The organism is Sphingomonas sp. DG1-23, assembly GCF_030730875.1.
GTDB lineage: Bacteria > Pseudomonadota > Alphaproteobacteria > Sphingomonadales > Sphingomonadaceae > Sphingomonas.
The window spans coordinates 134996-155452 of record NZ_JAVAMA010000002.1 but is presented as its reverse complement, the minus strand read 5'-3'; the positions used below and the strand labels follow the sequence as shown (position 1 = coordinate 155452).

The following is a 20457-nucleotide window of genomic DNA, read 5'->3' as shown; positions in this document are numbered from 1 at the left end:
TCTTTACCATTATAGGTGCAATTACGGATGCAGGTGTATCGGGCGGCAATTTCTTTGCACGCCACCGGCTGGATCGCAGATCAGCCCATCCGCCTTCCCCCACATGCCCGCGGCCCCTCCTCCGCGCAGGGGCCGTCAGACGCGAAAAAGGGCGCGGTGGCCATCGCCACCGCGCCCTTTCTCTGTGTCGAAAAGCCGAAGCTTATTCTGCGGCGGCGACCTCGGTCGGGCGCACGTCGCGGCGCTCGGCGATACGTGCCGACTTGCCGGTGCGGCCACGCAGATAATAGAGCTTGGCGCGACGCACCACGCCGCGGCGGACGACTTCGATCGAATCGATGTTCGGCGAATAGAGCGGGAAGACGCGCTCGACGCCCTCGCCGAACGAAATCTTGCGGACGGTGAAGCTGCTGCCCATGCCGCGATTGGCGCGCGCGATGCACACGCCTTCATAGTTCTGCACGCGGGTGCGCTCGCCTTCGACGACCTTCACGCCGACGCGGAGGGTGTCGCCCGGGCGGAATTCCGGAATCTTCTTGGTCTCGTTGAACTTGGCGATCTGCTCGGCTTCGAGCGTCTGGATGACGTTCATGACTTGTCGTTCCTGTTTCGTCGCTGCGCGCCAGAGGGAGGACTGACCCGAGCGCCCTCATGGCGCTCCCAAAGGTCCGGCCTCCTTAGCCGTGTATCGGTCTCCGCCCGGGCATTTCGCCAGGCGAGGATCCTCGCATGATCCCCCGATCGCAGCACTTCGGGGATCGTGCGCCCTTCCCATAGTGCAGGTCGGGTATATTGCGGATATTCGAGCAGCCCCGTTTCGAAGCTCTCGTCCATGCCGCTGGAAGCCGCGCCCATTACGCCGGGAAGCAGCCGAATGCAAGCGTCGAGCAAGGTCAAGGCCGCCATCTCGCCGCCCGAGAGAATATAGTCGCCGATCGACACCTGTTCGATCGCGCGCGCTTCGAACAACCGCTCGTCGATTCCCTCGAACCGGCCGCACAGGATCGTGACTCCCGGACCCTCGGCGAGCGCCCGTACCCGCTCCTGCGTCAGCGGCGCACCGCGCGGCGTCATCGCCAGCACCGGGCGGCCGGGCGCGACGCTGTCCAGCGCCGCGGCGAGCACGTCGGCACGCATCACCATCCCGGCCCCGCCCCCGGCCGGCGTGTGATCGACCGAGCGGTGCTTGTCGGTGGCGAAGTCGCGGATCTGCACCGGCTCGAGGCTCCACAGCCCTTCGCGCAATGCGCGCCCGGCGAGCGAAACGCCGAGCGGTCCGGGAAACATCTCGGGATAAAGCGTCAATATGGTGGCAGCGAAAGTCACAGGGTCCAGTTCTCGATCTTCAGGCCGGGGATATCGGCGAAATCCTTCTCGTTGTTGGTCACCAGGGTCAGCCCGAGGGCCAGCGCATGTGCGGCGATCAGGCGGTCGAAACGCGCGCGACGGAAAGGCAGACGTGCATAACGCTCGGCCGCCGCAATATCGAAGGGCAACGGGCGCACGAGCTTGAAGAAAGCCGCAGCCTTGGCGATGGCCGCGGTTTCGTCCTGTGGAATGCCACGCATCACTTCCGCAAACCCGATGCTCGATGTGACCACCGTGCCCTCATCCTGCGACTGGACCGCGCGCGTTGCCGGACCATGCGGGTCGGCGAGGACGTAGATGCAGATGTTGGCGTCGAGCAGGAAAACAGGCTCAATCACGCTTGAGCCGCTTTCCTTCCCAGTCCAGTTCGCGCTCTTCGAAAATGCGATCCTCGGGCGGAATAGGCTTCAGCCACGGAATCGACCCGGCAATTCCGCTCAAATCGATCTTCTTCGGCTGGTCGGGCAAAGGTTCGACGCTGAAGCCGGTCCGCTCCTCGCGCAATACCACCTCGGCGCCCTCCTTGAAGCCCAGCGCCTTCGGCAAACGCAGCGCCAGCGAGTTGCCCGACTTGAATATCTTGGCGCGATATTCCTCGCCCATGATCGCCTCCGTATATACGGGATGTATATACGAGCCTGAAGGGCGTCAAGGAGCATCCTCGGCCACGCCGGCATTCGCTCAGGTCGCGACGCCCTCGAAATGCGCCTTCATGGCCGCCAGTCCCTGCGCCATCATCGGCGAGACCGTGCCGGCGAGTGCATCGGGAAGAAGATCCGCGGTCCAGCGCACCCGGACGCCGCCCTCCGCCTCCTCGACCGTCAGCACGCCATTGTGATGTTCCAGCTGCCTGACGGTCCAGACCAGCCGGCGGCGCGCGTCGTCGACCGATACGATTGCTTCGTCCACCACCTGGCCGCTCGCGAAAGTGACGCGACGTACCGGCGCGCTTTCCCCTTTCACCATCTCGGTGGCAACGACGAAGCCGGGAACCAGCAGGTCGTGCAACCGGTCGACCGTGCGAGCCGCACGCCATACCGCTTCGGGCGATGCAGCGATGAAGATGTCGTGGTGAATCGATGCCATAGTGCGTCTCCTGTCGGCGTCTGTCTCGGAATAGCGCTGCCGGGGACTCGCCGCTGGCAGCATTCGGACGTGGTCACCGGTCCGGGAGGACAGAAGCGCCGCTCACCGCTATGATCCGTCTCCGATGACGCCGCCCGACGCCACGGAGACCGAGCTCGACTTCGCCGCGTGCGAGCGGATCCGCTACGCGCGCGATCCGGCGTTCGACGGCGTGATCTTCATCGGGGTCAAATCGACCGGCATCTACTGCCGGCCGATCTGCCCGGTTCGGCAGCCCTTGCCGCGCAACGTCCGCTATTTCCCCAGCGCCGCCGCGGCCGAAGCCGCCGGGCTCCGCCCCTGCCTGCGCTGCCGGCCCGAAGCGGCGCCGCATTCGCCGGCCTGGAAGGGCACGCGCGCCACCGTCGATCGGGCGCTGCGACTGATCGAGCAAGGCGCGCTCGACCAGGCCCGGGTCGAGGCACTCGCCGTCCGGCTCGGCATCGGCGCGCGGCATTTGTCGCGGCTGTTCCAGCATCATCTCGGCACCACGCCATTGGCCGCAGCCCGCACGGCGAGGATCCAGCGGGCCAAACGCATGCTCGACACCACCGATCTCGGCATGACCGAGATCGCGCTGGCGGCGGGGTTCGGCAGCGTGCGATCGTTCAACGCCGCCTTCCGCCAGGTCTATCGCCGCCCGCCGAGTGCACTGAAACGGCGCGGCGTGCGTTAGGGCGCGATGGACGACTGCATCATCATCGGCGCAGGCCCCGCGGGACTGACCGCCGCAATCTATCTCGCCCGCTTCCACCTCAAGATCCGGCTGTTCGATTGCGGATCGAGCCGCGCCGCGCTGATCCCGTGCACGCACAACCATGCCGGCTATCCCGACGGCATCTCGGGCAAGGAATTGCTCGCGCGGATGGCCGAGCAGGCCGAAAAATACGGCGCCGAGCGCGAACTTGCCGAAGTCACCGCGCTGCGCACCGCCGAGACCGGCTTCATCGCGCGGGTCGGCGAACGCGATTATTCCGCCCGGTCAGTGCTGCTCGCCACCGGCGTGGTCAATCATCGCCCCGAGATGGACGACGCGCTCCACGCCGAGGCGCTCCGGCGAGGGCTGCTGCGTTATTGCCCGATCTGCGACGGCTATGAAGTCACCGACAAGCGGGTGGGCGTGATCGGCACCGGCGATCGCGGCACCAACGAAGCGCTGTTCCTGCGCGGCTATTCGCCCGACGTGACCTTGATCGCGCCCGAGAGCCACGATCTTCCCGAAGGCCGCGCCGCCGAGCTCGACGCCGCCGGGATCGCCCGGATCGAGGGGCCCTGCGGCAATTATGCCATCGAAGGCGAGCGGATCGCGCTCGACACTGCCGAGGGCCGGCTATCGTTCGACAGCATCTATCCCGCATTGGGCTCGCGCATCCGCTCAGGTCTTGCGATCCAGGCCGGCGCGCGCGCGGCAGAGGACGGATGTCTCGAAGTCGACGATCACCAGCGCACTTCGGTCCCCGGCCTGTTCGCCGCCGGGGACGTCGCCAAGGGGCTCGACCAGATCAGCCACGCAATGGGCGAGGCCGGGGTCGCCGCGACGACGATCCGCAACATGCTCGCCGAGCAACGCCCACTGCGGCGCTGATCAGCCGCCGCCGCAGCCGCCGCAGCCGCCACCACCACAGCCGCCTCCGTCGCCGCCGCCGCTACTGCTGCCGCCATCGCCACCCGAGCCGCCACCGTCGCTCGCCCGCATCCGGTGGAAATCGCCCCATTCCGACCCAACCAGCACGGTCGTGCCGAACAGCGCCACCGCCAGGCCCGCCTCGCCGCTTGCGGGCGCCCGACGGAGCCGGTCGGAGCGTTCCCGCGCTTCGCTCAGCATCTCGTTTCCGGCGCGAGTCCGCCGGTCGAGCGCGGCGAAGCGGATCAGCGCGAACACCGCGGTGATCACCAGCAAGAGAGTGAGATAGCCGGTCGGCTTCCCGCGCGCCTCGCCGATCTGGAGCTTGGTCCAGCCGAAGGCGAGCAGCAGGAGATAGGGCGAGGTTTGCCAGAAGCGCAGCTGGAGCGCGGTCCAGCCGTCCATCAGCAGCCCGTCGGCGATCAGCCGCTCGCGGATCGGATCGACGTGGCGGCCCGCCGCGCCGGCGACCGCGCTCCAGTCCGCCGGTTGCGGCAATGCAAGCACGCTGCGCTCCGCGGGGGTGGCGGCACCGAACCCGCCGGCGAGAAACTTCTTCCCGTCCATCACCAATTGCTTCGTCGACAGCAGTCGGGCGGTCACCGTCTCGGCAAACCGGGACGCGCCGCCGGCGAGAAAGGCGAGATGATCCATGTCGGTGTTGCGCGGCATCCGGCCCTCGGGCCTGAGCCAGCGCGGGATGATCAGGCCGGCGATGATGGTCAATACCAGCAGCGCGCCGTAAAGCTGGAGAAACGGCCCGCCGGTTAGGTCGAAGGGTCCGAGCGACATAAAGTCCTAGCTCCTCTGCAAGAGAACCCCCAGCGCGAATATGGTCAGCACTGCGACGATGAGCAGCAGTGCCATCCGGATCGCGTTTCGGGGCACTATGATCGCGTCGCGCGGATGCACGCGGCGCGCTTTCGGGTCCTCGTTCAGCCGCCGCGCCGCGTCGGGCCACAAATCCGCGGGCGGCGAGCCGAAGACGCGCTCGTAACTGCGCAGCGTCTCGGCATATTGGGTGAAATAGCGGTGCTGTTCGTCGCTGCCGCCCGCAGTCGGGCCGTGATGCAGCGGCCGCCCGAGCACATCGGGGCAGAAGCGCTCCCAATAATCGCGGCTATAGGTGAGATGCAGATGCCAGGCCTGATCGACCTGATCCGACGGCGTCACCGGATGGCCGGCGGTGACCGCGAGGAAGCAGAAGCGCCTATATTCCTCGATCACCCGCCCGGCCTCGGCCCGGCTCCAGCCATTCTCGCGCGCCAAGCGCTCGACAAAGGACAGCGCGGCATCGTCGGGACCGATGGTGTAACGGGAGAGCGCAGACCAGATGGGGTGGTCCGGGAGTTCAGCGGTAAGACCGATGGCCTTTCGCATCCGTATTCCCACTACCATGATGGGCTTAAAATGTCAAGTTTTGGGCCTCAGGGCCTTCCCGTCGTCAGCGCCTGCGCCCAATCCTCGCGGCCCTCGCGCGCTGCCTTGGCGGCGGCAGTCACATGGTCATACTCGACCGTGTGAAAAGCGATCCCGGCGGCTTCGACGATGGCGTAACGCGCGCGGGGGTCGTCGCCCGCAACGGTGTAAGGATAGGGACGATCGTCGTGGAAGCCTTGCAGCCCGACGCTGCCGGGATTGGCGACGCAACACCGGTCGGCAAGCCGCAGCAGCCCGGCGATATGCGAGTGGCCGCACAGAGTCAGCGGTTCCGGACGCGCGCCCAGCCGCGCCGCGACTTCGCTCTCGGTGGCGCGGCGGAGCCCCACGGGCTCGACCGTCTCGAGGAAATGCTCGACGTCGCTCGTCGGGGTGCCGTGGCACAGGAACAGGTCGTCCAGCGCCAGCGTCGCCGGCAGCCCCGCCATCCAGCCGAGTTGGGCCTGTGACAGCAGCGGCCGGGTAAAGGCGTCGCTGGCGTTCATCCGCTCGGGCGCGAGCCGGAGGACTTGCCGCTCATGGTTTCCCGCGATCGTCGGCCAGTCGCGCGCCATCAGGAAGTCGGCAGTCTCGGCGGGCCAGAGCGGCCCCGACAGCAAATCGCCCAGATTGAGAAAATGGCGGCAGCCCCGCGCCTCGGCATCGGCGACGACCGCCTCGAGCGCGGGCAGATTTCCGTGGATGTCGGAGAGAACCGCAATGCGGCTCATTCGGCGAAGCCGGCGTGGATCACCAGCCGCTCGGCATCCCATTCGGGTACCGCCTCGGGCCGCATCGGCACCATGAAACGCTTGCCGTCGGGGCGCTCGATCTCGAGCACGTCGCCCGCGCCGTAATTGTCGATCGCGACCACCTTGCCTAGCGCATCCCCGGTATCGGAGACCGCGGAGAGCCCGAGCAGGTCGACATGATAATATTCGCCCTCTTCGAGCGGCGGCAGCGCCGAACGCGGGACGGTGAGCTGGGTGCCGCGCAATGCTTCGGCGGCGTTGCGGTCGGCGACCTCGGCGAACCGCGCAATCGCGCCGTTCGAGCCGGCACGCAGGTTCCTGAGGGTCAGCGCCCCCTTGTTGAAGCTCTTGTAGCTGGCGAGATCGCTGGCGAAGACCTTGAGGCGAACTTCGCCGGCAACGCCATGCGCGCCGATCACGGCTGCGAGCGTAACGGGGCGGTCGGCGCTCATGCCGCCCGCCCCGTCAGTACGCGCCGGGCGTCACCCCTCAGGGGAGCCCGGCTGCTCCGGCGGCGTATCGTCGCCACCTTCCGCGGGCGCATCGGCGGACGCGCCTGCGGGATTGGTCTGGGTGCCACCCGGATTCTCACGATCCCCGGTATCCGGACCTGTTTCGGGTTTGCTGGCCATCCTGCACTCCTTGGGACGTATCTCGCCCTTCGAAACGCACGATGGCCGGCAAATGCCTCAGCCTTCCGACTTTTCTTCGGCCGAAGCGTCGGCGGCGGGCGCCTGCTCGGCAACCGCCTCGGCGACCTGCTCGGCCTCGGGGGCCGGTTCCGCAGTTGCGGCTTCGACTTCGGCAGCGACGACTGCCTCAGCCTCGGCCTGGGTGTCTTCGGCCGCGGGAGCTTCTTCAGCAACCGGTTCGGGCGCCGGGGTTGCTGCTGCCGCGGCAGCGGCTTCCTCGGCGGCCTTGGCCTTCTCGGCGCGCTCCTCGGCGCGCTCGACGGCCTTCTCGCCCGGCTTGCCCTTGTTCGGGTTGTTCTTCGCGGTGCGCTCCTTGATGCCGATGACGTCGAGGAAGCGGGCGACGCGGTCGGTCGGCTGCGCGCCGACGCTCAGCCAATGCTTCGCGCGGTCGCCGTCGAGCACGACGCGCTTCTCGTCATCCTTGGCGAGCAGCGGATTATAGGTGCCGATCTTCTCGATGAACTTGCCGTCGCGCGGGCTGCGCGCATCGGCGATCACGATCCGGTAATAAGGGCGCTTCTTCGAGCCACCGCGCGAAAGACGCATAGAGAGTGCCATTACAAATCTTCCTTCTTTCCACTTTCGTCATCCCGGCGCACGCCGGGATCTGATGGTTGTAGTGCCTGCCGCCTGAGGCCCCGGCGTTCGCCGGGAAGACGGCTATTTCTTCTTCAAAAAATTTTCGAAGCCGGGCGGCAGGTTGGGCGTGCCGGGAAGGCCGGGAAGCCCGCCGCCCATCTTGCCCATCATCTCACCCATTTCGGGCCCGCCGAGCGCATTGCCGATCCCGCTCATCCCGCCGCCGGGGCCGCCTTTGCCGAGCATGCCGAGCATGCCCTTCAATCCGCCCATCTTCTTGAGCCGCTTCATCGCGGTCTGCATCTCCTGATGCATCTTCAGGAGCTTGTTGACGTCCTGCACGGTGGTGCCGCTGCCCTTGGCGATGCGGATCTTGCGCTTGGCGTTGAGCAATTCGGGCTTGGCGCGCTCCTTGGGAGTCATCGACGTGATCATCGCGTCGAAGCGGAGCAGCACCTTGTCGCCGCCCGCCTGATCGGCCGCGGCCTGCGCCTTCTTCATTCCCGGGATCATGCCGGCCAACGCGCCGATGCCGCCCATCCGGCGCATCTGCTGGAGCTGGCTGCGCAGGTCGTTCATGTCGAACTGGCCCTTGGCGAGCCGGTTCGCCATCCGTTCGGCGTCTTCCTGCTGGATCGACTCGGCAGCGCGCTCGACGAGGCTGACCACGTCGCCCATGCCGAGGATGCGGCCGGCGACGCGCTTGGGATGGAACGGCTCGATCTGGTCGAGCTTCTCGCCCATGCCGGCGAACTTGATCGGCTTGCCGGTGACCGCGCGCATCGACAGCGCCGCACCGCCGCGGGCATCGCCGTCCATGCGGGTCAGGATGACGCCGGTCAGCGGCACCTGCTCCGAGAAGCTCGAAGCAACGTTGACCGCGTCCTGGCCGGTCAGGCTGTCGACGACCAGCAGGATCTCGGCCGGCTTCGCGATGTCGGCGACCGCCTTCATCTCGTCCATCAGCGCCTGATCGACGTGGAGCCGGCCCGCAGTATCGAGCATCAGCACGTCGAAGCCCTGCAGCTTCGCCGCGCTCAGCGCGCGCTTCGCGATCTCGACCGGCGACTGGCCGGCGACGATCGGCAAGGTCGACACTTCGGTCTGGGTGCCGAGCACCGCGAGCTGCTCCTGCGCGGCCGGGCGATTGACGTCGAGCGACGCCATCATCACCTTCTTGCCCTGCGCCTTGGTCAGCAGCTTCGCCAGCTTGGCGGTCGTGGTGGTCTTGCCCGAGCCCTGCAGGCCGACCAGCATGATCACCGCGGGCGGGGTGACCGCGAGATCGAGCTCGGCGGTGTCGCTGCCGAGCATGTCGACCAGCGCGTCATGGACGATCTTGACGACCTGCTGGCCCGGGGTGACCGAGCGCAGGACCTGATGGCCGATCGCCTGTTCGGTGACCTTGTCGACGAAGTCGCGCGCGACCGGAAGCGCGACGTCGGCCTCCAGCAACGCGATCCGCACTTCGCGCATCGCCGTGCGGACGTCGGCCTCGCCCAGCGCACCACGCCCGCGCAGACGCTCGAAGACGCCGCCTAGCCGATCGCTCAGACTGTCGAACATGGGACCAAGATTACTCCAAAATCACGATCGTCCCGCCAAACGCAAAACACGCCGGCGGACGAAACCTCGTCGGCCGGCGTCACCCCTCGGGGCGCACGATGTTCGCGTTCCACGGGAACGGTCGGAGGCGCACATAGCGACAGATGCCGACGAGCGCAACCTCGCACCGCAGGCGCAGACGGCCGTTCGCCCGGTAACCTTTCGGAAAGCGCGCCACTTAACCCGATCTACACCGTGACGGTGCAGTCTCGCCCCTTATCGTTCAAGGGGCACGTGCCGGCAATGTCGCTGGATATCGAGGAAGACACGATGCAAGGCCGGGCGCCACGCCCCAGCCTGCTCACCGGCGCGATCAGCGTCTCGGCGATCCTGTTGTTCGTCGGGATCGGCAGCGCGGTACTGTCGAAATCGGTTCAATTTTATTTCCAGGGCGGCGAACCCGTCGCGCAGCCGCTGGTGATCGCGCTGCTGCTCAACGTCGCGTTGATCCTGCTCGGCTGGCGCCGCCATGCCTCGCTCAGCCACGAACTCCAGATCCGCGCTGCCGCGGAGGAACGCGCCCAACAGCTCGCCAGCCGCGACCCGCTCACCGGCTTCCTCAATCGCCGCAGCCTCGCCGAGGAAGGCGCCGCGATGTTCGTTCGCGCCCAGCGCCGCCGCAAGGGCATGGCGCTGGTGATGCTCGATCTCGACCACTTCAAGACGATCAACGACATGCACGGCCACGCCGTGGGCGACGCCTTGCTCCGCGCGGTGGCGAGCGAGATCGCGCATTTCATGCCGCCGATCGCGCTCACTGCGCGGCTGGGCGGCGACGAATTCGCCTGCGGCTTCCTGTTCGATCCGGCCGAACCCGCCACGGTAGAGCGCATCGCCGAGAAACTGGTCAGCCGCCTCGCCCAGCCGTTCGAAGCCGAGGGGCTGCGGCTCCACATCAGCTGTTCGCTCGGCATCGCCCGCTCGGACTTCGATTGCGCCGGGATCGACGCGCTGATGCGCGCCGCCGACATCGCGATGTACCAGGCCAAAAAGGCCGGCCGCAACCGCTTCGCATGGTTCGACCAGTCGATGGAACGCGAGCTCCAGGTGCGCAACGAGCTCGAATCGGGCCTTCGTCTCGCCATCCCGCGGCAGGAAGTCGTCCCCTATTTCGAGCAGCAGATCGATCTCGCCACCGGCCGCCTGCACGGCTTCGAGGTGCTCGCGCGCTGGGAGCACCCGACCCGCGGCACGATCAGCCCCGAGCTGTTCATCCCGATCGCCGAGGAAACCGGCATGATCGGCGATCTTTCGCTGTCGATCATGCGTCAGGCGCTTCTCGCCGCGCGCGACTGGGATCCGTCGCTCAGCGTCTCGATCAACATCTCGCCATGGCAGCTGCGCGATGCGTGGCTGGCGCAGAAGATCATCAAGGTGCTCACCGAGACCGGCTTCCCCGCCAACCGGCTCGAGGTCGAGATCACCGAAAGCGCCTTGTTCGACAATCTCGCGCTGGCGCAATCGATCGTCGGCAGCCTCAAGAATCAGGGGGTGCGCCTCGCGCTCGACGATTTCGGTACCGGCTATTCGTCGCTCGCGCACCTGCGCGCGCTGCCGTTCGACCGGATCAAGATCGACAAGAGCTTCATCATGTCGCTGAACGAGAGCGCCGATTCGGCGGCTATCGTCAATGCCATCATCAGCCTCGGCGAGAGCCTGAACCTGCCGATCACCGCCGAGGGCGTCGAGGATGCCGAGATCGAGGCGCGGCTCCGCGCGCTCGGCTGCGCCAAGGCGCAGGGCTGGTATTACAGCAAACCGCTGTCGATCGCCAATGTCCGCCGCCTCCTCGCCGAACGCCGCCTGCTCCGCCGCGCGGCATCGGTCGAGGTGCCGACTCCGGTCACCAGCCAGCGCCTCGCCGGTTGAGCGTCCCCCCCGGCGAACGCCGGGACCTCAGGTCGCGAGCGAATGGGCGGTGCGAAACCCCGGCCTTCGCCGGGGTGACGATAAATGCATCACCACCCCGCTCCCGGCCGGCTGAGATATTCCTCTTCCGCCGGAGTCGAAATCCGCCCGAGCGCCGCGTTCCGGCTCGGGAACCGCCCGTAGCGGGCGATCACCTCGGCATGCTGCCGGGCATATTCGAGCACTTCGCCCGGCCCCAGCGTCTCGAAACAGCTCAGGCTCACCGCCTGCAGTTCGCGGCTCTCGGCATGCTCGAAGGGTAGATAGAGGAACTGGCGCTGCTGCGGAGTCATGGCGCGGTCCCAGCCGCGCTCGACCGCGAGGCTCGCCAGCTCCTGTGCCAGCGGATCGGCGGCGAAGGCCTGCGCAGTACCGCGATGGACGTTGCGGCTGAACTGGTCGAGCAGGATCACTGCGGCGAGCAGGGTCTCGGGGCTGTCGCACCATCCCGCCGCCTCGCTCTCGAGCACCGCGATGCGCAGTGCCTCGAACCGCTCGCCGATCTCGCGATCGAGCCCGTCGGATTTGGCGAACCATTGCTCGGGCATCAGCGCCTCGAACCAGAAGGCAAGGACTTCGCCCGCCTTCGCGTGGACTTCCGACGCCGCCATGCCTAGATCGCTCGCCAATGCCGTGCTCCTCACCCCAGATCATCAATATGGGTTGCCGTCTCAACCTTGCCGAGGGCGAGTCGATCCGTGCGCTGCTGACGGGGCGTGACACGATCGTGGTCAACAGCTGCGCGGTCACCAATGAAGCCGTCAAGCAGACCCGGCAAGCGATCCGCCGTGCCCGGCGCGAAAGCCCCGGCGCCGAACTGGTGGTGACCGGGTGCGCCGCGCAGATCGATCCCGCCGGTTTCGCGGCGATGCCCGAAGTGAACCGGGTGATCGGCAATGCCGAGAAGCTCCGGCCGGAAGCTTGGGAAGCTTACGACCGGGTCCTCGTCCAGGACATCATGGCGGTACGCGAGACAGCGCCGCATCTTGCCGCGAGCTTCTCGACTCACGCCCGCGCCTTTGTCGAGGTCCAGAACGGTTGCGACCATCGCTGCACGTTCTGCGCAATCCCCCATGGCCGCGGCAACAGCCGCTCGGTCCCTGCCGGCGCGGTGATCGATCGCATCGCCGCGCTCGCCGAAAGCCATGCCGAGATCGTCCTCACCGGAGTCGACCTGACCAGCTACGGCCCCGACCTTCCCGGCAGCCCGAGCCTCGGTCAATTGGTCGAGCGCATTCTCACGCACGTTCCGCAGCTTCGCCGCCTGCGCCTCTCCTCGCTCGACGGCGTCGAGATCGACGACCGGCTGTTCGCCTTGCTCACCCAGGAGCCGCGCCTTCAGCCGCATGTCCATCTCTCGCTCCAGGCCGGCGACGACATGGTGCTCAAGCGGATGAAGCGCCGACACAGCCGCGCCGAGAGCGTCGCGCTGGTCCAACGCCTCAAGGCCGCCCGCCCCGACGTGGCGATCGGCGCCGATCTGATCGCCGGCTTCCCCACCGAGGACGCGGCGATGTTCGCCAACACGCTCGCGCTGATCGAGGACTGCGACGTGGTCCACCCCCACATCTTCCCGTACAGCCCGCGCGCCGGCACCCCCGCCGCGCGCATGCCGCAGGTCGCGCCCGCAATCGTCAAGGCTCGCGCCGCGCGCCTGCGCGAGGCGGCCGCTGCCCATCGTTCGCGCTGGCTGCAAAGCCTGATAGGCAGCAAGCAGCAAATATTGGTAGAGCGCCCCGGCGACCGCGGCCATGCCGGCAATTTCGCCGAGGTGCGGCTCGCCCCTGCCCGAGTTGGAGATATCGTGACCGTGACCATCAAGGCCATCGAGGACGGGAAGCTGATCGCATGAGCAGCAGTCCCTCGTGGCACAACAAATTGCTCGGCGGTTTCAAGAAGACCTCGGACCGGTTGCTCGGCAATCTCGCCGGCCTCTCGGGCGCGCGGCTCGACGACGCCACGCTCGACGATATCGAGGAAGCGCTGATCGCCTCCGATCTCGGCCCCGGCACCGCCGCCAAGGTCCGCGCCCGCCTTGCCGAGGGGCAGTATGAGCGCAACATGGAGGAGCTCGGCATCCGCCTCGTCGTCGCCGAGGAGATCGAGAAGGCGCTCGCCCCGGTCGCGAAGCATCTCGAGATCGAGGCCTTTCCGCGCCCGCAGGTGATCCTCGTCATCGGCGTCAATGGCAGCGGCAAAACCACCACGATCGCCAAGCTCGCCAATCTCCTTGTCGAGCAGGATTACGGCGTGATGCTCGCCGCCGGCGACACTTTCCGCGCCGCCGCGATCGGTCAGCTCAAGACCTGGGCCGAGCGGATCGGCGTGCCGATCGTCACCGGCCCCGAAGGCGGCGACGCGGCGGGGATCGTCTTCGAAGCGGTCAAGCAGGCAACCGCGACCGGCATCGACGTGCTCATCGTCGACACCGCCGGCCGGCTCCAGAACAAGCGCGAGCTGATGGACGAGCTCGCCAAGATCCGCCGCGTGCTCGGCCGGCTCAACCCCGCGGCGCCGCACGACGTCGTCCTCGTCCTCGACGCCACTACCGGACAGAACGCATTGAGCCAGATCGAGGTGTTCAAGGAAGTCGCCGGAGTCACCGGCCTCGTCATGACCAAGCTCGACGGCACCGCCCGCGGCGGCGTGCTCGTCGCCGCCGCCGAGAAATACGGCCTCCCCATCCACGCGATCGGCGTCGGCGAGAAGGTCGACGACCTCCGCCCGTTCGACGCCAACGAAGTCGCCCGCATCATCGCCGGCGTGGAGGCGCTCACCCATGGCTGAACCCCGCACTCCGCTCTCGCCGGGCATGCGCATGCTGATCGATTTCGGTCCGCTCGCGATCTTCTTCCTTGTCAACAGCTATGCGCCGGGCCTGCAGATCCAGCGCATCATCACCGCCACCGCCGCCTTCATGGTCGCGATGGTCGCCGCTATGCTGCTGTCGTGGTGGAAAGCGAAGCACGTCTCGCCGATGCTGTGGATCACTGCGGCGCTGGTGCTACCGTTCGGCGCGCTGACCATCTATTTCCACGATCAGAGCTTCATCCAGATGAAGCCGACGATCGTCTACACGATGTTTGCGGTGATCCTCGGCTACGGCCTGATCGCGAAGAAGCCCTTGCTCCAGCTCCTGCTCGAGACCGCTTATCCGGGACTGTCGGCCAAGGGCTGGCGGCTGCTGACGATCAACTGGACCGGATTCTTCCTCGCGATGGCGGTGCTCAACGAAGCGATGCGCCACGCGCTGAACTGGGATCAATGGGTCACCTTCAAGACCTGGGCGGTGATCCCGATGACTCTGGTGTTCGCGATGCTCAACATCCCGATGCTGCTCAAGCACGGCCTCCAGCTCGAAAAGCCCGAAGACGCGCCGCTGCCCCCCGAGGGGTGAGAAATTCCTTCTCCCCTTGTGGGAGAAGGAAGGCGCCCGCTCGCGAGCGAGTGGGAAGGATGAGGGGGACATGAGTCTCACCCCCCTCACCCTTCCGCCGATTTCATCGGCTCCCTCCCTCTCCCACAAGGGGAGAGGGAAATTCGGCTCAGCCCTGATCCGCCCGGCGCACGCCTGCGCCGTCGAGATTCTGCGCGACGAATTCCCAGTTGATCAGATTCGCCGAGACCGCGTCGAGATAGGCCGGACGCGCATTGCGGTAATCGACGTAATAAGCATGCTCCCACACGTCGATCGTCAGCAGCGGCTGCATGCCTTCATACACCACCGGCGTGTCGGCATCGTGCAGCGACGTTACCTTGAGCTTGCCGCCGTCGAGCACCAGCCAGCCCCAGCCGCTGGCGAAATGGTTGGTCGATTCGGTCACCAGCTGCTTGACCAGCGCGTCGGCCGAGCCGAAGCCGTCGTTGATCAGATCGGCGAGCTTGCCGGTCGGCGCCTGCTTCTCGGGGCTCAGGCACTGCCAGAAGAAGCTGTGGTTCCACACCTGCGCGGAGTTGTTGAACAGGCCCTTGTCGCCGGTCTCCTTGGCCTTCTGGATCACCTCGGAAAGCTTGAGGCCCTCGAGACCCTTCTCGACCACGAAGCCGTTGGTCTTGTCGACATAGGCCTTGTGATGCTTGCCGTGATGGAATTCGAGCGTCTCCGCCGACATGTGCGGAGCAAGCGCATCCTTGGCATAAGGCAGCGCGGGAAGTTCGAAAGCCATGGGGGATACTCCGTGTTCGGTTCACCCGCACAACGATCCGCGGCGGGAAGCGGTCCTCCCCTAGCTCCGAAAAACCCCTTCTGTCCCGCAAATTTCGTTGCGTGTGACAAACGAAAATTCCGATCTTAAGCTGCCTTCCGCAGGCGCCGGGGGCAATCGGCGCCGCAGAACGAGGGGAGCAATCGCATGGACAAGTTTTTCGGCAATCTGCACGCGGTGCTGGCGGTCAGCCTCGTGCTCGCGATCGGGTTGATGTTCGCACCCTATTTCGCGCCGCCGCTGGGCCTGTGGAACGGCGTGTTCCAATGGCTCCACGTCTTCTTCGGCATCACATGGATCGGGCTGCTCTACTATTTCAACTTCGTCCAGATACCGACGATGCCCAGGATCCCCGCCGAACTGAAGCCGGGCATATCGAAATTCATCGCACCCAAGGCCTTGTTCTTCTTCCGTTGGGCCGCCTTGCTCACCGTGATCACCGGGCTGATCCTCGCCTGGCTCTACGACGAACTCGAGGATGCGCTGCTGCTGCGCGACAATGCCCGGTTGATCGGCATCGGCATGTGGCTTGCGCTGTTCATGGCGGCCAATGTTTGGTTCGTCATCTGGCCGAACCAGAAAAAGGCGCTCGGCCTGGTCGAGGCCGACGACGCCGTCAAGGCGAGGGCGGCAAGGACCGCGATGATCGCCTCGCGTCTCAACGTGCTGCTGTCGCTGCCGATGTTGCTGGCGATGACCAATTATCATTGATCTCTCCCTCTCCCGCAGGCGGGAGAGGGCTTTTTAGGCCCCCGCTCCCAGCAATTCGTGCCGCTTCAAGGCATGCCGCAACTGGTCATAGGTCAGCCCCAGCGCTTCGGCGGTCGATCGCTGATTGTAGCGATGCTCGGCCAGCGCCCGCGACAGCACTTGCCGCTCGAACGCGTTCACGCGCGATTTGAAGTCGGTCCCGCCGTCGAACGCCGTCGCCGGCTCGGCTTCGGCTATGGGAACCGGCGCCGCTTCGGCCGGTGCCGCGGCCTGCGCCGGAACCGGGACCCGAGGCCGGAACGGAGACTTGAACGGATCGATCTCGATCGAATCCACCGGCCCTTCGCGCTCCCAGCGATAGACTGCGCGCTCGACGACATTGCGCAATTCGCGGACATTGCCCGGCCAGTCATAGGTCAGCATCGCGTCGAGCGCATTCGGGCCCCAGCCCGGCCAGTCGGCCAGGCCGATCTCCGACGCCATCCGCCGCCCGAAGAAATCGGCGAGCACTTCGATGTCGCCCCGCCGCGCGCGCAGGGGCGGCAAGGTCACCACCTCGAACGACAGCCGGTCGAGCAGATCGGCGCGGAACGTTCCCTTGTCGACCTTGTCGGGCAGATGCTCGTTGGTCGCCGCGACGATGCGCACGTCGACATGCAGCGGCCGCGACGAGCCGATCCGCGTCACTTCGCCATATTCGACCGCGCGCAGCAGCCGGTCCTGCGCCGCCATCGACAGCGTCCCCAACTCGTCGAGGAACAAGGTGCCGCGATGCGCCTCTTCGAAGCGTCCCGCGCGCGCCTTGGTCGCGCCGGTGAACGCCCCCGATTCATGCCCGAACAATTCGGCCTCGATCAGAGTCTCGGGCAAGGCCGCGCAATTCATGATGACCAGCGGCTGGTCCCAGCGCGGGCTCAGCCGGTGGAGGCGTTCGGCGACCAGTTCCTTGCCGGTCCCGCGCTCGCCGATGACGAGCACCGGACGGTCGAGCGCCGCGGCGCGACTGGCGCGTTCGAGCGCGTCGAGAAAGGCTCCGGATTGGCCGATGACCTGGGTTGCGCGCTCCATGCCGAACCTTTGGCGAATTTTCCCAACTCTTGGCAAGCCCTATTTAGCCACTGAACGTCAGATGAATGGCAAAAATGGCTGATTTCTGCGGTTCTGGCGATTTGGCACGCCTCCTGCAAAGCTATTGGCAAGCCCGCCAACGGGCGGACCAAAACACAGGTTCAGGGAAACGAGATCATGACTTACGAAGCAAAGAATGTTCGCAACGCCTTCTTCGCCGTCACCGTCGCCTTCTTCGCCAGCGCCATCCTGATGGCCAGCGCAGTCGGCCCGGCGATCGCCTGAGGCACGAGGTCGCTCCGCTCGCATTGCCCCGCGAGCGGAAACCCGCCGGGAGGGACACCCCCTAGTCTCTCCCGGCGGATCCCAAAAACGAAGGAGTTCTGGAATGGGTATCTTCTCGCGAACCCGCGATATCATCGCCGCCAACGTCACCGACCTTCTCGACAAGGCCGAAGACCCGGCCAAGATGATCCGCATGATCATCCTCGAGATGGAGGAGACCTTGGTCGAGGTTCGCGCCTCCGCCGCGCGCACCATCGCCGATCAGAAGGAAATGCGCCGCCACATCGCCAAGCTCGAAAAGCTCCAGGAGAGCTGGACCGAGAAGGCCGAGCTGGCGCTCAGCAAGGGCCGCGAGGACCTCGCCAAGGCAGCGCTCGTCGAAAAACAGAAGGCCGCCGACATGTGCGAGCAGCTTTCGACCGAGATCGGCGTGCTCGACGAGGCGCTCAAGGCTTCGGAGGAAGACATCACCAAGCTCCAGAACAAGCTGCGCGAGGCGCGGGTCCGTCAGAACTCGATCGTCGCCCGGCTGGAGAGCGCCAACAACCGCACGCGCCTGCGCGAGATGACCAACGGCTCGAAGATGCACGACGCCTTCTCGCGCTTCGACGTCCTCGAACGCCGGGTCGATTTCGCCGAGGGTCGCGCCGAGGCAGCCGGTCTGGGCGGCGCTCCCAAGAGCCTCGAGGAAGAGATCGCCGAGTTGCGCTCGTCCGAGAAGGTGGATGCCGAGCTCGAAGCGCTGAAGGCCCGCCTGAACAAGGGAGCGTAAGCGATGGAAGAGGTTTTCCTGCCCATCGTCATCGTCGGGATGCTCTTCGTCGGCCTTCCCTGGGTGATCATGCACTATATCACCCGGTGGAAGACGGCAGCGACGATCACCGGCGAGGACGAGAAGCTTCTCGACGAGCTCTATTACACTGCCAAGCAGCTCGAGGAGCGCCTGCTCACCGTCGAACGCATCATTGCCGCCGACAACCCCGATTTCCGCCCGCTCTCGGCCTCGCGCCAGGAACCGAGCCCCTTCGATATCTCGAGGAGGAACTGAGATGTCCGCCCGTACGAAATTCTACCTCGACAAGTCCAACGGCAAGGTCCTCGGCGTCTGTGCCGGGCTGGCGGACTACACCGGCATCGAAGCGATCTGGCTTCGCCTCGGCATGGTTTTCCTCGCCTTCGCGACCAGCGGCACGTCGATCCTCTTCTACTTCCTGATCGCCTGGCTCGCGCCGAACAAGCCGGCCGGCCTCTATCAGGGGCCCGAGGAAGAGAAGTTCTGGCAGGGCGTCCGCTCGAATCCGAGCCGCTCGACCGCGCAGGTCCGCTCGACCTTCCGCGACATCGACCGCCGGCTCGCCGATATCGAGATGTACTATACCAGCCGCAACACCCGGCTCGCCGACGAGATCGACAGCCTGCGCTGAGGCGGGGCTGTCAACAGGGAGGAAAGTCAATGCAGGACGGCATGATCTTCGTGCTCCTGATCATCGGGATCTCGACCGCCGGCTGGCTGATCAATAACATGATCCGCGCAAAGCACGGTTACCCGCTCGAGAATGAATGGAAGGGCACCACCGCGAAGGGCGACCCGGAAGCGGACCGCAAGATCGAGCTCCTCTCCACGGAGAATGAGCGCCTCACCGGCCAGATCTCGCGGCTCGAAGACCGGATCGCAGTGCTCGAACGGATCGCCACCGACCCCGCCGAGCGCACCGCCCGCGAAATCGACAGCCTGCGCTGAGCGAAGGAACACGAGATGAGTGAAGCAATCGTCATGAGCAACCTTCCCTGGATCATCGGCAGCGCGATGCTGCTCGGAGGCTTCGGGATCATCGGGTGGATCTTCACCACCTGGCTGCGGATCAAGAACGGCTACCCGCTGGAGAATAGCTGGGGCAAGGCGATCTACCCGCAGAAGAATGACGAGGCGATGGAGCGGATCAAGCTGCTCAGCCAGGAAAACGCCCAGCTCCGCGCCGAGCTCGGCTCGGTCAAGGACCGGCTGATCAACGTCGAGCGGATCGTCACCGACAGTTCGCACAGTCTCGACCGCGAGATCGAGCAGCTGCGCGGCACCAAGAGCAATTGAGGAGGCTTTGATGATCAACCCGCTGCTCATCCCGATCCTGGGCATTTCCTGCGGCCTGCTGGCCATCCTGGGCGGGGTGTTCGTCAAGCCCTGGTTCAAGCTCAAGGAGCGCCAGATGGAGATCGAATCGCAGATGGTCGCCGAGAAAGCCGCCCAATATGCCGCCCAGACCGAGCGGCTCGAACAGAGGGTCCGGGTTCTCGAACGGATCGTCACCGACCGCGGCATCGCCGTCGCGGATGAAATCGAACAGCTGCGCGACGCGCCGCTCAACTAAGCCCGCTGCGCGAGACGCAGCCCAATCTGAGGACCACAAAATGATCATCGTCGTGTTCGCAGTGCTGACGGCACTGTGCGGGGGAGCTATTGCCCTCGCCGAAGCCCGGGATCGCCCCGTCCGCCGCGCGGAAAAGCTCGCCCGGCAGCAGCAACAGGGCGCCTGAGGCGCCGCACAAGGAGTAAATGGGATGAACCCGTTCGAAATGGTTGTCGCCATCATCGTCATCGTGACGATCGGCAGCGTCCTCAAGGCGCGCTTCGGCATCCACAAGGACAAGCACGGCAACGAAGTCTTCCGCGGCAGCGACACGGCATCCGACGCCGCAAGGCTCCGCGACGAGGTCCGTGCGCTCAAGGAGCGCGTCCAGGTCCTCGAACGGGTCATTACCGACAGCGAAGCCAGCAGCCTGCGTCTCGACCGCGAGATCGAGGCGCTGCGCGACAAGAAAAACCCCTAGATCAGGGAGACATGCAATGACCGTCGACCCCAATCTCTACATCACGCTTTCGGTCTCGGGCCTCGCCGGCGTGGCGATGGTGACCGCGGCGGGGCTCTCGGGCTGGCGCGGCTGGCTCGCGCTCAAGCGCCAGGAACTCGCCGAGCACCGCGCGTCCGGGGTGCAGGCCGAACCGGCAATGCCCTCCGCCGCCTCGCGCATCGAGATCGCCGACCTCAAGGAACGCATCCGCAAGCTCGAGGCGATCGCCGCCGGGGTGGACCTCTAGGGTCCACCCGGCTAGCGGG

31 protein-coding genes are annotated in these 20457 nt (G+C 66.1%); 16 read left to right on the top strand and 15 right to left on the bottom strand.

From position 1 onward, the window contains the following. Positions 1-202: 202 nt before the first annotated feature. From rplS to Q9Q95_RS03800, 5 genes are all read right to left on the bottom strand, one after another. Entirely contained in the window at positions 203-592 is a 390-nt protein-coding gene (rplS, locus tag Q9Q95_RS03820) for a 50S ribosomal protein L19 (RefSeq protein WP_306093985.1), read from the bottom strand. Beyond that, positions 589-1326, bottom strand: coding sequence for a tRNA (guanosine(37)-N1)-methyltransferase TrmD (gene trmD, locus Q9Q95_RS03815; RefSeq protein ID WP_306093983.1), 738 nt, complete (start codon positions 1324-1326; stop codon positions 589-591). Before trmD ends, rplS begins: the two co-directional genes overlap by 4 nt. Beyond that, positions 1323-1706 carry a type II toxin-antitoxin system VapC family toxin gene (locus Q9Q95_RS03810; protein WP_306093981.1) on the bottom strand — a complete coding sequence of 128 codons (384 nt, stop codon included), beginning with the start codon at positions 1704-1706 and terminating at the stop codon, positions 1323-1325. The genes trmD and Q9Q95_RS03810 overlap by 4 nt, the downstream gene beginning before the upstream one ends. Then, positions 1699-1971, bottom strand: a complete 273-nt coding sequence (locus tag Q9Q95_RS03805; protein ID WP_306093980.1) for an AbrB/MazE/SpoVT family DNA-binding domain-containing protein — start codon at positions 1969-1971, stop codon at positions 1699-1701. Before Q9Q95_RS03805 ends, Q9Q95_RS03810 begins: the two co-directional genes overlap by 8 nt. Before the next feature lie 78 nt (positions 1972-2049). After that, the gene (locus tag Q9Q95_RS03800; RefSeq protein WP_306093979.1) at positions 2050-2454 is read right to left on the bottom strand and encodes an SRPBCC family protein; all 405 of its coding nucleotides are present in this window, start codon (positions 2452-2454) and stop codon (positions 2050-2052) included. Between the two features lie 124 nt (positions 2455-2578). On the opposite strand from Q9Q95_RS03800, the gene Q9Q95_RS03795 reads away from it, so the two are divergent. Then, on the top strand, positions 2579-3169 hold the full coding sequence (locus Q9Q95_RS03795; protein WP_306093978.1) for a bifunctional transcriptional activator/DNA repair enzyme AdaA: 591 nt from the start codon (positions 2579-2581) through the stop codon (positions 3167-3169). Between the two features lie 6 nt (positions 3170-3175). Then, a complete protein-coding gene (locus Q9Q95_RS03790) occupies positions 3176-4078 on the top strand; it encodes an NAD(P)/FAD-dependent oxidoreductase (RefSeq protein ID WP_306093977.1) in 903 nt (300 codons plus the stop codon). Here the strand turns inward: Q9Q95_RS03790 and Q9Q95_RS03785 are convergent, their stop codons facing one another. The 7 genes from Q9Q95_RS03785 to ffh form a co-directional block, all read right to left on the bottom strand. Then, positions 4079-4909 carry a TIGR04222 domain-containing membrane protein gene (locus Q9Q95_RS03785; RefSeq protein ID WP_306093976.1) on the bottom strand — a complete coding sequence of 277 codons (831 nt, stop codon included), beginning with the start codon at positions 4907-4909 and terminating at the stop codon, positions 4079-4081. A 6-nt stretch (positions 4910-4915) separates the two neighbouring features. Further along, on the bottom strand, positions 4916-5497 hold the full coding sequence (locus Q9Q95_RS03780) for a hypothetical protein (RefSeq protein WP_306093975.1): 582 nt from the start codon (positions 5495-5497) through the stop codon (positions 4916-4918). Between the two features lie 47 nt (positions 5498-5544). Further along, on the bottom strand, positions 5545-6267 hold the full coding sequence (locus Q9Q95_RS03775; RefSeq protein ID WP_306093974.1) for a metallophosphoesterase: 723 nt from the start codon (positions 6265-6267) through the stop codon (positions 5545-5547). After that, complete coding sequence (rimM, locus tag Q9Q95_RS03770) at positions 6264-6740, bottom strand: ribosome maturation factor RimM (protein WP_306093973.1); 477 nt, start codon at positions 6738-6740, stop codon at positions 6264-6266. Before rimM ends, Q9Q95_RS03775 begins: the two co-directional genes overlap by 4 nt. 30 nt (positions 6741-6770) lie before the next feature. Further along, positions 6771-6920, bottom strand: a complete 150-nt coding sequence (locus Q9Q95_RS03765; protein ID WP_306093972.1) for a hypothetical protein — start codon at positions 6918-6920, stop codon at positions 6771-6773. 57 nt (positions 6921-6977) lie between these two features. Beyond that, positions 6978-7541 (bottom strand): 30S ribosomal protein S16, encoded by a 564-nt coding sequence (gene rpsP / locus Q9Q95_RS03760; RefSeq protein ID WP_306093971.1) that lies wholly within the window; start codon positions 7539-7541, stop codon positions 6978-6980. 102 nt (positions 7542-7643) lie between these two features. Continuing rightward, positions 7644-9128, bottom strand: coding sequence for a signal recognition particle protein (gene ffh, locus Q9Q95_RS03755; RefSeq protein WP_306093970.1), 1485 nt, complete (start codon positions 9126-9128; stop codon positions 7644-7646). Positions 9129-9410: 282 nt separating this feature from the next. Here ffh and Q9Q95_RS03750 point away from each other — a divergent pair, with 282 nt between their 5' ends. Further along, on the top strand, positions 9411-11036 hold the full coding sequence (locus tag Q9Q95_RS03750; protein WP_306093969.1) for a bifunctional diguanylate cyclase/phosphodiesterase: 1626 nt from the start codon (positions 9411-9413) through the stop codon (positions 11034-11036). An 89-nt stretch (positions 11037-11125) separates the two neighbouring features. On the opposite strand, the gene Q9Q95_RS03745 is transcribed toward Q9Q95_RS03750, so the two are convergent. Then, the gene (locus Q9Q95_RS03745) at positions 11126-11704 is read right to left on the bottom strand and encodes a DUF924 family protein (RefSeq protein ID WP_306093968.1); all 579 of its coding nucleotides are present in this window, start codon (positions 11702-11704) and stop codon (positions 11126-11128) included. Positions 11705-11733: 29 nt separating this feature from the next. Here Q9Q95_RS03745 and mtaB point away from each other — a divergent pair, with 29 nt between their 5' ends. Genes mtaB through ispZ form a run of 3 tightly spaced genes read left to right on the top strand, consistent with a single transcriptional unit; the run spans position 11734 to position 14472 of the window. Further along, positions 11734-12927, top strand: a complete 1194-nt coding sequence (mtaB, locus tag Q9Q95_RS03740) for a tRNA (N(6)-L-threonylcarbamoyladenosine(37)-C(2))-methylthiotransferase MtaB (protein ID WP_371876678.1) — start codon at positions 11734-11736, stop codon at positions 12925-12927. Then, positions 12924-13862, top strand: a complete 939-nt coding sequence (gene ftsY, locus Q9Q95_RS03735) for a signal recognition particle-docking protein FtsY (protein WP_306093965.1) — start codon at positions 12924-12926, stop codon at positions 13860-13862. Before mtaB ends, ftsY begins: the two co-directional genes overlap by 4 nt. After that, positions 13855-14472: a septation protein IspZ gene (gene ispZ, locus Q9Q95_RS03730; RefSeq protein ID WP_306093964.1), complete on the top strand. Its 618-nt coding sequence runs from the start codon at positions 13855-13857 to the stop codon at positions 14470-14472. Before ftsY ends, ispZ begins: the two co-directional genes overlap by 8 nt. 148 nt (positions 14473-14620) lie before the next feature. On the opposite strand, the gene Q9Q95_RS03725 is transcribed toward ispZ, so the two are convergent. After that, positions 14621-15241 (bottom strand): superoxide dismutase, encoded by a 621-nt coding sequence (locus Q9Q95_RS03725; protein WP_306093963.1) that lies wholly within the window; start codon positions 15239-15241, stop codon positions 14621-14623. Between the two features lie 186 nt (positions 15242-15427). Here Q9Q95_RS03725 and Q9Q95_RS03720 point away from each other — a divergent pair, with 186 nt between their 5' ends. After that, positions 15428-15991: a urate hydroxylase PuuD gene (locus Q9Q95_RS03720; RefSeq protein WP_306093962.1), complete on the top strand. Its 564-nt coding sequence runs from the start codon at positions 15428-15430 to the stop codon at positions 15989-15991. A 33-nt stretch (positions 15992-16024) separates the two neighbouring features. Here Q9Q95_RS03720 and pspF read toward each other — a convergent pair whose 3' ends face one another. After that, positions 16025-17059, bottom strand: a complete 1035-nt coding sequence (gene pspF, locus Q9Q95_RS03715) for a phage shock protein operon transcriptional activator (protein ID WP_306093961.1) — start codon at positions 17057-17059, stop codon at positions 16025-16027. A 388-nt stretch (positions 17060-17447) separates the two neighbouring features. Between pspF and pspA the strand changes: the two genes are divergently transcribed. Genes pspA through Q9Q95_RS03670 form a run of 9 tightly spaced genes read left to right on the top strand, consistent with a single transcriptional unit; the run spans position 17448 to position 20438 of the window. After that, positions 17448-18116 (top strand): phage shock protein PspA, encoded by a 669-nt coding sequence (gene pspA, locus Q9Q95_RS03710; RefSeq protein ID WP_306093960.1) that lies wholly within the window; start codon positions 17448-17450, stop codon positions 18114-18116. Positions 18117-18119: 3 nt separating this feature from the next. Continuing rightward, a complete protein-coding gene (gene pspB, locus Q9Q95_RS03705; RefSeq protein ID WP_306093957.1) occupies positions 18120-18392 on the top strand; it encodes an envelope stress response membrane protein PspB in 273 nt (90 codons plus the stop codon). A 1-nt stretch (position 18393) separates the two neighbouring features. Continuing rightward, positions 18394-18768, top strand: coding sequence for an envelope stress response membrane protein PspC (gene pspC, locus Q9Q95_RS03700; RefSeq protein WP_306093956.1), 375 nt, complete (start codon positions 18394-18396; stop codon positions 18766-18768). Between the two features lie 41 nt (positions 18769-18809). Then, positions 18810-19085 carry a hypothetical protein gene (locus Q9Q95_RS03695; protein ID WP_306093954.1) on the top strand — a complete coding sequence of 92 codons (276 nt, stop codon included), beginning with the start codon at positions 18810-18812 and terminating at the stop codon, positions 19083-19085. Between the two features lie 15 nt (positions 19086-19100). Then, positions 19101-19433 (top strand): hypothetical protein, encoded by a 333-nt coding sequence (locus tag Q9Q95_RS03690; RefSeq protein ID WP_371876677.1) that lies wholly within the window; start codon positions 19101-19103, stop codon positions 19431-19433. A 10-nt stretch (positions 19434-19443) separates the two neighbouring features. Then, entirely contained in the window at positions 19444-19710 is a 267-nt protein-coding gene (locus Q9Q95_RS03685) for a hypothetical protein (RefSeq protein WP_306093953.1), read from the top strand. 40 nt (positions 19711-19750) lie between these two features. Next, positions 19751-19876, top strand: coding sequence for a hypothetical protein (locus Q9Q95_RS03680; RefSeq protein ID WP_290439636.1), 126 nt, complete (start codon positions 19751-19753; stop codon positions 19874-19876). Between the two features lie 24 nt (positions 19877-19900). After that, positions 19901-20170 carry a hypothetical protein gene (locus Q9Q95_RS03675; RefSeq protein ID WP_306093949.1) on the top strand — a complete coding sequence of 90 codons (270 nt, stop codon included), beginning with the start codon at positions 19901-19903 and terminating at the stop codon, positions 20168-20170. A 16-nt stretch (positions 20171-20186) separates the two neighbouring features. Continuing rightward, a complete protein-coding gene (locus Q9Q95_RS03670; RefSeq protein WP_306093947.1) occupies positions 20187-20438 on the top strand; it encodes a hypothetical protein in 252 nt (83 codons plus the stop codon). Positions 20439-20457: the final 19 nt, after the last annotated feature.